9 protein-coding genes are annotated in these 11,446 nt (G+C 45.2%); 2 read left to right on the top strand and 7 right to left on the bottom strand.

The window, feature by feature from the left end:
* Positions 1 to 207 precede the first annotated feature (207 nt).
* From MN210_RS04310 to MN210_RS04285, 6 genes are all read right to left on the bottom strand, one after another.
* Positions 208 to 1,563 carry a bifunctional folylpolyglutamate synthase/dihydrofolate synthase gene (locus tag MN210_RS04310; protein ID WP_241879689.1) on the bottom strand — a complete coding sequence of 452 codons (1,356 nt, stop codon included), beginning with the start codon at positions 1,561 to 1,563 and terminating at the stop codon, positions 208 to 210.
* A gap of 140 nt (positions 1,564 to 1,703) precedes the next feature.
* Positions 1,704 to 2,678, bottom strand: coding sequence for an acetyl-CoA carboxylase, carboxyltransferase subunit beta (gene accD / locus MN210_RS04305; protein WP_338412618.1), 975 nt, complete (start codon positions 2,676 to 2,678; stop codon positions 1,704 to 1,706).
* 192 nt (positions 2,679 to 2,870) lie between these two features.
* Complete coding sequence (gene trpA, locus MN210_RS04300) at positions 2,871 to 3,698, bottom strand: tryptophan synthase subunit alpha (protein ID WP_338412617.1); 828 nt, start codon at positions 3,696 to 3,698, stop codon at positions 2,871 to 2,873.
* A 71-nt stretch (positions 3,699 to 3,769) separates the two neighbouring features.
* Entirely contained in the window at positions 3,770 to 5,020 is a 1,251-nt protein-coding gene (gene trpB, locus MN210_RS04295) for a tryptophan synthase subunit beta (RefSeq protein WP_110816307.1), read from the bottom strand.
* A 184-nt stretch (positions 5,021 to 5,204) separates the two neighbouring features.
* Positions 5,205 to 5,573, bottom strand: a complete 369-nt coding sequence (locus tag MN210_RS04290; protein WP_110816306.1) for a hypothetical protein — start codon at positions 5,571 to 5,573, stop codon at positions 5,205 to 5,207.
* An 85-nt stretch (positions 5,574 to 5,658) separates the two neighbouring features.
* Complete coding sequence (locus MN210_RS04285; protein WP_338412616.1) at positions 5,659 to 6,297, bottom strand: phosphoribosylanthranilate isomerase; 639 nt, start codon at positions 6,295 to 6,297, stop codon at positions 5,659 to 5,661.
* A 281-nt stretch (positions 6,298 to 6,578) separates the two neighbouring features.
* Between MN210_RS04285 and MN210_RS04280 the strand changes: the two genes are divergently transcribed.
* The gene (locus tag MN210_RS04280) at positions 6,579 to 8,252 is read left to right on the top strand and encodes a cryptochrome/photolyase family protein (RefSeq protein ID WP_338412615.1); all 1,674 of its coding nucleotides are present in this window, start codon (positions 6,579 to 6,581) and stop codon (positions 8,250 to 8,252) included.
* A 19-nt stretch (positions 8,253 to 8,271) separates the two neighbouring features.
* On the opposite strand, the gene MN210_RS04275 is transcribed toward MN210_RS04280, so the two are convergent.
* Positions 8,272 to 9,006, bottom strand: coding sequence for a DUF4230 domain-containing protein (locus MN210_RS04275; protein ID WP_338412614.1), 735 nt, complete (start codon positions 9,004 to 9,006; stop codon positions 8,272 to 8,274).
* A 512-nt stretch (positions 9,007 to 9,518) separates the two neighbouring features.
* Between MN210_RS04275 and MN210_RS04270 the strand changes: the two genes are divergently transcribed.
* The gene (locus MN210_RS04270; RefSeq protein WP_110816302.1) at positions 9,519 to 11,249 is read left to right on the top strand and encodes a proline--tRNA ligase; all 1,731 of its coding nucleotides are present in this window, start codon (positions 9,519 to 9,521) and stop codon (positions 11,247 to 11,249) included.
* The last annotated feature ends 197 nt before the right edge of the window (positions 11,250 to 11,446 follow it).

The raw sequence follows: 11,446 nt of genomic DNA, 5'->3' as shown, positions 1-11,446 counted from the left end.
AAGCCTCGACTCTTAAGCCCTACTTATTTTACACAACAATTCAATACTACTACATTATATCAACACATATTAGTTATTTTATAAACTGTTTCTAAATTAATTTCGAAATTTAATAAGGATAAATAGTTAAGATATTAAGGAGATAAAAAAAGCGCAGTGCCTATATGACGCGCTGCGCTTTTGTGAGTGACTCATAACTTATCGATATTATACCAAGGGCTGTAGCACCTCTCCTATGGTGTGAAAAGAGCCACAAACCAAAATAAGATCTTCAGGATAAGTGGTTGCGGCAACTGCTTCACCAATAACGGACAAACGCTCATAGGTAATAATGGCGCTTTGCTGATGCTGCTTGAGCACGTCAATAAGCTCAGAAACATGTGCAGCCCGCGGATGGTCAATCTCAGCCACATGCCAAGTGTGAATCGGTAGGTTTGAGTTAACCAGTAATTCAACCACATGGCTGATGTCTTTATCAGCCAGCATAGAGAACACCAAATGCAACTTAGCCGTAGGATAACGGGCTTCATGTTGCTGCCACAAAGGCACAAACTGACTGAGCAAAAAGCTCATACCACGCTCATTATGAGCCACATCAAATAACCAATGACGACCCAGCAAGTCGCGAGCATCGAAGCGGCCAGCTAAGGTAACTTTTGCTAATGCCGCCTCAATATCTGCCGCCTCAATTTTTAATGGAGAGGCTAAAAGTGCCGCCACGGCATTGGTAGCATTTACCAATGACAGCTTGGGTATAGGCAATTGCATGGTCACAGCAGCACCACTAAACTGCCAGTGCGCCTCTAAGTCTGACTGTGATAAGCCCAACCGGCCTGAGCCTGGCAGGATAAAGTCATAGTCTTTGCCCACCTGAAAACAAGGACAATTTAAGGCCTCAACTTGACTGCGCACCGAGTGCGGCATGTCTGTCTCACCGTAGATGAGCGGTACGCCCTCACGCAAGATACCTGCTTTTTCAAAGCCAATCTTCTCGCGCGTATCCCCCAGCCAGTCCACATGGTCAATACCAATATTGGTAATCACAGCCAAATCAGCATCAATAATATTCACCACATCTAAGCGGCCACCTAGTCCCACCTCTAATACCCAAACATCACAATGGGCCTCGGCAAAAATGAGCATGGCTGCAAGCGTGGTCATCTCAAAAAATGACAAGGTCAAATCACAAGCCAGCCGCGCCTGCTCAACTTGATAAAACGCATCGATAAGTACTTGGTCACCAACTGGCTTGCCATCAATACGCACCCGCTCATTAAAATCAATTAAATGCGGCGATTGATAAAGCGCGGTTTTGTAGCCGGCCTGCTGACACACTGCGCTAATAACCGCAGTTGTTGAGCCCTTACCATTGGTACCTGCAACCATAAAAACATAGGCATCTTCTTTGGCAGACTTTACCAAGCCCAATCGCTCAGCGACAGGCAGCACTCGAGACAAACCCATATCGATGGCGGACACATGGATTTGCTGCATATAATAAATCCAATCTGACAAAGGACTGGTCAACGTGGGTGCATTAACATCGTTAATTTGTGGGGTCATAGAGGGTATGCTCACAATATCTCTTCGCTCAAAAATAGATAAGCAACCCTTAGCGTTTAAGGGCTGCTTATAAGAATACAATCCTAGGTGCTAAATAACTTATATCACACATCCATATAAGCTATCTAACTTGACTAAGCTTACACGTGGGTCAGCTTAGCTAATAGGCGATATACAGTGTCATTCATCTGATGGCGATGTACCACCTGATCAATGACCCCATGCTCAAGCAAGTACTCTGCACGCTGGAATGGCTCCTCTAGCGTCTCACGTACGGTTTGCTCAATCACTCGCTTACCAGCAAAACCAATCATAGCCTTAGGCTCAGCGATATGAATGTCACCTAACATGGCTAAGGAGGCCGTTACGCCGCCATAAACTGGGTTGGTCAGTACCACGATATAAGGAATACCGGCTAAGCGTAAGCGCTCAATGGCCGCAGAAGTACGCGCCATTTGCATTAAAGACAGTACGCCTTCTTGCATGCGTGCCCCGCCAGAGGCGGCAAAACAAATCAGTGGGGCTTTATTGGTCAACGCCACTTCAGCCGCTTGTACGAATCTATCGCCCACTACAGAGCCCATCGAGCCGCCCATAAAGCGAAAATCAAAGGCACAAGCCACCACATCCATATCACGCAGCTTACCTTGTAACACGATGAGCGCTTCGGTTTCCCCAGTTTTTGTTTGCATTTGTTCCATGCGCTGTGGATAGGGCTTACTGTCCACAAACTTCAAAGGGTCACTGGCACTAAACTCTTGACCCAATTCGGCCTCTATATGATCCAAAAAGCCAGTCAAACGCTCACGGGCAGTCATGGCCAAATGATGGTCACAGTGAGGACACACATAAGCATTAAAAATAAGTGCTGTATTGGTAATCATCGAGTGACACTGTGGGCACTCAGTGGAGGGCTCAGTCTCTACTGCGGTCAATTGCGGCAGACTATTGCGCTTAACGGTAGGTATAGGTCGCGACAGCCAAGACTCACTTTGACCCGATTGAGCGGCATGGATTTCACGTTGAATTTCTAACTCAGCTTCCTTGCCGGCCACAGGTCTATTAGAGGGAGGGTTAGACGAGCTGTTAGATAGGTCATTATTATTTTTTGTCATAGATAAATCTGATGTAGTTATAAAAAGGTTTAAAAAAAAGAAAGAGGGTTTTACCCTCAAGCAGTATACCGTTAACCTTGATACAATCAAGTATAACGTCAACAAAATCTCAACAAATATCAGGTTTTCAAATGGCGTAAATAACGCCAAACGCTTAGCGGTTTGGCGCTCAAAGAGGTTTCGCGGTTATCATTAAGCACTTAGGGCGTCTAACGCTTGACGCAGTTCATCCATTTTGGTCATTATGTTGGCTTGAGCAGTGGCGATATCCTCAGCACGTGAAGTGTGGCTCAGTCCGCTAAAGTTCTTCACCAGCTCACTGCCCACAATCACCCCATCTGCATACTGACCAATGGCCGCAGCAGACTGCCCATCGCGGATACCAAAGCCGACACAGATGGGTAAATTGGTTTCTTGCTTGATGGCCTGCACCTGCTCACCGACCGCTTGGGTATCTAAGCTTGCTGAGCCGGTCACCCCTTTAAGCGATACATAATAAATATAGCCGCCGCAGTGGGTCATTACTTGCTTACGGCGCTCAGGCAAGGTGGTCGGTGATAATAAGAAAATCTTATTTATATCATGGGCCGCCAAGCGCTCAACAAAATTACCTGATTCAGCAGGCGGTAGATCCACGACCAACACCCCATCGACCCCTGATTCGTGACACAAGGCAATAAAGGCCTCATAACCGATAATCTCAATCGGATTGAGATAACCCATTAAGATAATGGGCGTGCTGCTGTCTTGTTCACGGAATTTTTTGACCATAGCCAGCGCCTGATGGGTACTGGTACCGCCTGCTAAGGCGCGCTCACCAGCCAATGCCACAGTCGGGCCATCCGCCATTGGGTCTGAAAATGGCAATCCCACTTCAATCATATCGGCCCCATGTTTTACTAAACCATGCAGTAGGTCTACGAAGCTATTTGGGGAAGGGTCACCGGCCATAACATAAGGGATTAGGGCTTTTTTGTTTTGCGCTTTTAAGGTCTCAAAGGTGCTTTCAATTCGAGTCATGATGGTCTCTTAACATATAAGGTGATAACTGCTGCGGGCCTATAACACGCCCGCTGTATTAAATAATTGTCTTAAAGCTCAATGCCTTCAGCCTTCATTACCGAGTGCAAATCCTTATCACCACGGCCTGACATATTGACGATGATGCTCTGCTCAGGACTCATGGTTTTGGCAAGCTGTAAGGCATAAGCGACCGCGTGCGAGGACTCAAGCGCCGGAATAATACCTTCTTTTCGGGTCACTTCATGAAAACCATGTAGCGCCTCTTTATCAGTACAGCCCACATACTCTACCCGCTTCACATCTTTTAAGAAGCTGTGCTCAGGGCCCACGCCCGGATAATCAAGACCTGCTGAGATTGAATGCGTCTCTAGGATCTGACCATCATCATCGGCCATCAGATAAGTGCGATTGCCATGTAACACCCCGACGCGGCCTGCCGCTAGCGGCGCTGAGTGACGGCCAGTTTCGATACCATCACCTGTCGCCTCTACGCCATACATTTTGACATCGGTATCATTTAAGAACTCATAGAACAGACCAATGGCATTGGATCCGCCGCCCACACAGGCGACAAGTGCATCAGGCAGTTTGCCGGTTTTCTCTAGATGCTGTAGACGCGCCTCTTTGCCGATGATGGCCTGAAAATCACGCACCAATAACGGATATGGATGCGGCCCTGCGACCGTACCAATAATATAATAGGTGGTATCTACATTGGTGACCCAATCACGCATTGCCTCGTTCATCGCATCTTTTAGCGTCCGTGAACCAGACTCAACCGCCACCACTTTAGCCCCAAGCAGACGCATACGATACACGTTCATTTTTTGACGCTCGACGTCATCTGCGCCCATATAAATAATACACTCAAGTCCTAACCGTGCTGCAATCGTCGCTGTTGCCACGCCATGTTGACCCGCACCGGTCTCGGCAATAATACGTTTTTTGCCGCTCATCTTAGCCAGTAGCGCCTGACCGATGGTGTTGTTTACTTTGTGCGCGCCGGTGTGGTTTAAATCTTCACGCTTAAAATAAATCTGCGCGCCGCCAATCTCATCACTCAAACGCTTGGCATGATAAAGCGGCGTTGGACGACCCACATAATTGACCAAGTCATTGTGGTACTCCTGCCAAAATGCAGGGTCTTGTTTGACTTGATAATATAAGGTCTCAAGCTCCTCTAATGCCGCCATTAGAGTCTCTGACACGAAGCGGCCGCCATGGATACCAAAGTGACCACTGGCATCGGGATACTGGTTATAGTCTACTGTTGTGTCGTCCGTTTGATCATTATGCGGAACATTTTCAAAATTATTCATAAATCGTCACTCACCCTGTTTTATTATTTATTAAATTAATACTCTAGTGTAATAGCTTTAAATATAGCCTGTTTTTTTATTTGTCATCACAATCTATTTCAGCGTCATAGCATCATCACGTGTCAACCATAATCTGCGGTCTTTTGACCTTGATGGTAATGCCCTGACACGTACATTGGCACCGCTATTTATTGAAACCTTGTCTTCTTTGTTCAGAAATCAGACCCATCGAATACACATCAGCTAAAAACTCCTCTCTATCATCTATTCCAGGCTTAATTTGGCGAATAAATCCAGCAAAATCATAATCAATACGTTTTAATAATGACTTTTTAAGTGTTTTAGCCAAATCTTGTGATTCCGGAAAATCATGACACAGAACATAGACGACAAAATCAATAATAAAGACTTCTATATCTGAAAACCCTGTTTCAAAATCATATAGCGTATATCCTAAAATAGACTCATAACCGTTAGCACCTTGAGGTTTATCAAGCAAATATGAATAAAAGCTATCTAAGACCATATGCCTAATTTCAATGTAACTTACCATTTAGTGGCTTACTCCTGAGTTAAGACAACTCAATAAAAGGCAAACGGTTGATTTAACTGACTACTTAGCTGCTTACTGAGTAGGTTTAACGAACCGCCCTAATAAAGGCCGCCATCTTGCCCGCATCTTTGATACCCTTTGCCGACTCAATGCCACCGCTTACATCCACAGCCTGTATCGGTAAACTCTGATTAATAACCTCACTCACATTTTCAGGGGTTAGCCCGCCTGCCAAAATGATAGGCAGGCTGGCATCTTTTGGAATGAGCGACCAATCAAAGCGCTCCCCTGTTCCGCCATACGCCTGTTTATGATAGGCATCAAGTAAGATACTGCTGGCACCGGCTTGTGCAAAGGCGTCAATCTGGGCTCGAATCGAATCAGGCGTATCTTGCTCTTTATTAATACGAAGTGCTTTAATCCAGCGTTTGTTCACGGCTTGGGCTAGTGACTGACACTGCTCTGGCGTCTCATCACCATGGAATTGAATCACATCAAAAGTAGCCGTATTAGCAAGCTCAATCAGCGCGTCTTTATTCATATTGACCACCAATGCCACCACACTAACAAAAGCAGGGATATGCTGCATCAGCTCACGTGCCTGCATGGCGGTCACTGCTCGAGGGCTTGGCGGATAAAACACAAAACCCAAAGCATCAGCGCCAACTGCCACTGCTTGCTTAACATCTTGTATTTGGGTAAATCCGCAAAACTTTATCTGCATCGCGCCCTCATTGATTTATCTGATTTAGTCAATTGATGATCTTTTATTCATTAGTAGGTTGAATTGATTTAACAGACTTAATTGACTTAATATACTTGTTTTCTTAACGTGATTAAACGGTTTTTATCACTCACTTATCCTATCATACTTTTCATAGCGATTATCACGCCCTCTGTTACTGCTTAGACAGTCAAAATTTGAGCTTAAATTCTGTGCCATGACTGTGCTACTGCCACTATCGCCTCTCCACTTGCGCCCCACACAATATCAAGGATAAAAACATGTCTCACTCTTATAAAGTATCGGCGCTTATGTGGTTTCGTCGTGACCTACGCTTGCATGACAATACCGCATTGACGCTTTTGCTAGAGCAAGTTGTGCAAGCCTCACAACACACAGAGTCCTGTCTTCAAGCTGTGTTTGTGATGACCCCAAAGCAGTGGCTTGCTCATGACATGTCTATCTCACAGGTTGACTTGATGATGCGTACCCTGACGCATTTAACAAATGACTTAAATCATAAGCTAGGTATGAAGCTATCGGTATTACAAGCTGAGTCGTATTCAGATAGTATTGATGTTATCGAAGCTTTTTGTGTCGACAATCATATTACCCATGTGGGCTGTAACTATGAGTATGAAGTCAATGAGCAGCAGCGTGATACCGCATTAGCAAAGCGGCTGTCTAAACTTAATATTAAATTTAATCAATACCATGACCAATGTATCTTGCCGCCCAATACCATCAAAACCGGTGATGACACCCTGTATAAAGTCTTCACCCCGTTTTATAAAAAATGGCAGCAGACATTACAGATAAGCCCCCCTGTTTTGTATGATATTAACAGCTTAGCTGAGGGTGATATCAAACAGAAATTAACCAACTTGAACATCAATCAAGCTTCGACAGATACAAGCAGCACTCAAAATACAAGCAGCACTCAACATACAAGCTCGACGCAATCGATAAAAGACAGTCATCAGTCTGTCCTACAGCGCTTTACATCCCATTATCAGCTCTCAGAGAATAATGCTGAGACGATACCGGTACTTGAGTCAGCTAGAGCGGCCTACCCTGCTGGTGAGCAAGTCGCGATAGACCGGCTAAATAGCTTTGTACAACAAGACATTGAAGAATACAGCCTCACGCATGATCAGCCTGCCTTGATGGGCACCAGTCATCTGTCAGCCTATCTAACGCTAGGAATCATTAGCCCGCGCTTATGCTATCTAACTGCCAACGCAAGGCTAGAATCTAAAAGCTTTGCAGACGAAAATCTTGTAGACAGTGAATCAGAGCTTGAAATATTTGAGAATAACAGCAAAGGTGATGTCGAGCGCTGGATAAGTGAGCTGGCTTGGCGTGACTTTTATCGTCATGTGATTGTTGATAGACCTGACATCGTTAAAGGCGCTGCTTATAAAAAGGACACTGACATTAAGCTAAATTGGTCATACGACAACGATGACTTTCAAGCTTGGTGTCAAGGGATGACAGGGGTGCCGCTTATTGATGCAGCCATGCGCTGCCTGAATCAAACTGGCTTTATGCACAATCGACTGCGTATGGTGACTGCAATGTTTTTGACCAAAGATTTGTTTATCGATTGGCGCTTAGGCGAGCGTTATTTTATGCAAAATCTGATTGATGCAGACTTTGCGTCTAACAATGGCGGCTGGCAATGGAGCGCTTCAACAGGCACTGATGCAGCGCCCTACTTTCGTATTATGAACCCGTTTAGCCAAGCCAAAACGCATGATAAAGATGCCATTTTTATTAAAAGCTGGCTACCTGAGCTTAAAGACATACCGGCTAATATACTGCATGATGAAAACAAACTGCGTAAAGCCCTTAGCAAACAAGGCGCGTTTGCTCATGTTAACTACCCTCTACCTATGGTAGAACACAAACAAGCGCGCCGTTATGCCATTGAGCAGTTTAAGGCTCGTGGCTAACTAAGGTTATAAGTGTCAACTACTGCATCGGCTGACAGGCACCGGCACCTTGAGTGGTCACACTAACATCAGCACCGGTCATAGAAAATAACTGCTGCATCTCTTTTTTGGCATTGTCTTCAGCTTGCTGCATTACCCCATCAGCACAGGCGCGCTTTAGCACCTCGGCCTTGGCGCTGGCTTGAGCTTGTGCCAAAATCTCAGGCTCTGCTTTTATCATACCGAATAAGCCGCCTGATTTCCAATCATAAACATCAATGTCATCTAAGTACACGGTGAATATCTGAGCCGGTGGCAAGGTAATCATGATATTGGGCATTAAGGTAATGGGCACATCGCTATTGCCTTGTGCCTCGGCAGTGGCCTGAGCTTTGGCGATTTGTTCTGCACTTGGATCGCTCACCTGTACCATCTCTGGGCTAAGCTCGCTCAGATCCACACCCGCCACCACTCGGCCACGCGCGATAAACAGCCCCTTTTGCTGGTCTTGCCACAAGCGTTGCCAACTGCCTGGCTGCTCGCTGGTAATCACCGTATCGACATTATAAGCCACGGTCTCAAGACGGTTGAGCTGTTGAATCTTACTCACCACCCCGTCACGGCTTACGGTCTGAATCTTGGGGGCGCTGTCTTGATGAAACCGCTGCCATAACAAGACACTTATTAAAATAATTAATAGTAAAAACAAAAGATTAAACAGTACGCCACTGCTTTTAGCCGCTTTGTTAGACTGGGTATGCACAGTATTGCTCATAAAGAATCCCTCATAGGGTTATTATTTAGATGTTATTTGAATGTTATTTGGCTGAAATTGGCTTTGCCACGGCTATAATATGTCGTATTTCGAGGCATTTTGAGTGACGCTATTGTTGGTTGAACTGTTTTTAATCAAAACCGTTAAGTCGTTCTCTAAATATAGCCAATAAATAAGTGTGTGTCTGTTGTATTAAAGGGGTAATGCCTTTTAAGTTTGAGGCAGATCTGGCGGCAATTAACCCAAAATGCTGCTAAAATTTGTCTAAATCCAGTTAGACGTCAAAAAAGGATTGCGTCACAGCCCGACTTTACCTAACATAGTCAGGCTATCGCTATGATTTTTCCTTATTATCATTGAACACCGTAATACCCGCCTAAATACTGGTTATCAGCCATCAACAGACGGGCGTTATTGACGGTGCTTTTTTTGTTCAAATTTATTTTGATTTTTTTGAGTTAACTTTTATCGTTAACCACCCTTTAACTACATTGAGTAAAGTCGAGTCAGTTATGAGAGCCAGCCAGTTTTTATTTGCTACCCTAAAAGAAACCCCAAGTGACGCCGATATCGTATCAAGCCAACTTATGCTCAGAGCCGGACTTATCCGCAAGTTGGCTTCAGGCCTATATGTGTGGCTACCGATGGGACTTAAGGTGCTGCAAAAAGTTGAAAAAATTGTGCGCGAAGAGATGCAAAATATTGGCGGCCAAGAGGTCTTGATGCCAATGACTCAGCCAGCTGAGCTGTGGCAAGAGTCAGGACGTTTTGAGGATTATGGTCCTGAGCTACTGCGCTTTACCGATCGTCACAACCGTGATTTCGTGCTGGGCCCCACCCACGAAGAGGTGATCACTGATTTGGCCCGCGGTGAGCTGCGCAGCTATAAGCAACTGCCAGTGACCTTTTTCCAAATCCAAGGTAAGTTCCGTGATGAGATTCGTCCTCGCTTTGGTATCATGCGCGCCCGCGAATTCACCATGAAAGATGCCTACTCTTTTCATGTAGATCAAGCCTCATTAGAGGTAACCTATCAACAAATGTATGATGCCTATACCCGTATTTTTCAACGTTTGGGATTAAACTTCCGTGCGGTATTGGCCGATACTGGCTCTATTGGTGGCTCAGCCTCACACGAGTTCCATGTACTGGCCGGCAGTGGTGAAGATGCCATCGCTTTTTCTGATGGCTCAGACTATGCAGCCAACGTTGAGCTGGCAGAAGCCATTTGCACCGATGAGCGCGCGGCGCCCACTCAAGACAAACAAAATGTCTCAACGCCTAAGATTCAAACCAATGAAGAATTGGCTAAATTCCTAGACATTCCTCTACACACTACGGTAAAAACCTTAGTGGTCAAAGGTCATCGCATTAATGAAGATGGCTCTGAGGGAGATGAGCAGTTGGTGGCGCTGGTTGTGCGTGGCGACCATACCTTAAATGAGATTAAAGCTGAGAAAATCGCTGAAGTGGCGACACCACTTACCTTCGCTACCGAAGAGGAGATGAAAGCGGCCGGCCTCAAAAAAGGCTTTATTGGGGTAGACTTAGATATGCCGGTTTATGTTGACCGTGCTGCCGCTGCTTTGAGTGACTTTGTGTCAGGGGCCAATGAATATGACATGCACACCACCGGTATGAACTGGGAGCGTGATGCCACTATCACTGACGTCGTCGATATCCGTAACGTGGTCGAGGGTGATGCCTCTCCAGATGGAAAAGGCACCCTTAGTATCAAACGTGGTATTGAAGTGGGCCATATTTTCCAGTTGGGTGACAAATACTCAAAAGCGCTAAACTGCACTGTCATGGGTGAAGATGGTAAGCCTGTGACCTTAATGATGGGCTGTTATGGTATTGGTGTTAGCCGTATTATCGCAGCGGCTATTGAACAAAACCATGATGACAACGGTATCATTTGGGCCAAAACACCGGATATAAAAGACTCCATCGCACCTTTTGATATTGCCATTGTGCCGATGAAATCAAAAGAAGACACAGTGATGCAAACTGCTGAAGCGTTATATGAAGAGCTTAAAGCGAAAGGCTTAAATGTTATCTTAGATGACCGTAATGAGCGTCCTGGGGTGAAGTTTGCTGACCTTGAGCTTATCGGTATTCCGCACCGCATCGTGGTCTCAGATCGCAACTTAGCAGAAGATAAATATGAATATGTAGACCGCCGTGATGGCGAGAAGCAGCTACTAAGCCGTGAAGAGCTACTGGCTAAAGTTAGCCTGTAATCTCTAACACTGTTTGGCTGCTGACACATTATTTACAAGGTATCTCTTAGTCGTTTTAAAAAAGAATCCCAAAAACTTGGGATTCTTTTTTTGTCGTCTATTTATTATATTTGGTAACTTAACTTTTCTTGTTGGTTATTATTAAGAAACTTTAGGAGTATAATTCTCCGAAAAATATAGTACTCTTAATAAGCACT

This window comes from Psychrobacter raelei, assembly GCF_022631235.3.
Lineage (GTDB): Bacteria > Pseudomonadota > Gammaproteobacteria > Pseudomonadales > Moraxellaceae > Psychrobacter > Psychrobacter raelei.
This window is presented reverse-complemented; position numbering and strand designations above follow the sequence as displayed.

Excerpts from the sequence above, each read along its gene's own strand:
- accD (WP_338412618.1), bottom strand. The coding sequence starts at position 2,678 with ATGACAAAAAATAATAATGACCTATCTAACAGCTCGTCTAACCCTCCC.
- MN210_RS04310 (WP_241879689.1), bottom strand. The coding sequence starts at position 1,563 with ATGACCCCACAAATTAACGATGTTAATGCACCCACGTTGACCAGTCCT.
- MN210_RS04290 (WP_110816306.1), bottom strand. The coding sequence starts at position 5,573 with ATGGTAAGTTACATTGAAATTAGGCATATGGTCTTAGATAGCTTTTAT.
- MN210_RS04275 (WP_338412614.1), bottom strand. The coding sequence starts at position 9,006 with ATGAGCAATACTGTGCATACCCAGTCTAACAAAGCGGCTAAAAGCAGT.
- MN210_RS04280 (WP_338412615.1), top strand. The coding sequence starts at position 6,579 with ATGTCTCACTCTTATAAAGTATCGGCGCTTATGTGGTTTCGTCGTGAC.
- MN210_RS04270 (WP_110816302.1), top strand. The coding sequence starts at position 9,519 with ATGAGAGCCAGCCAGTTTTTATTTGCTACCCTAAAAGAAACCCCAAGT.
- MN210_RS04285 (WP_338412616.1), bottom strand. The coding sequence starts at position 6,297 with ATGCAGATAAAGTTTTGCGGATTTACCCAAATACAAGATGTTAAGCAA.
- trpB (WP_110816307.1), bottom strand. The coding sequence starts at position 5,020 with ATGAATAATTTTGAAAATGTTCCGCATAATGATCAAACGGACGACACA.
- trpA (WP_338412617.1), bottom strand. The coding sequence starts at position 3,698 with ATGACTCGAATTGAAAGCACCTTTGAGACCTTAAAAGCGCAAAACAAA.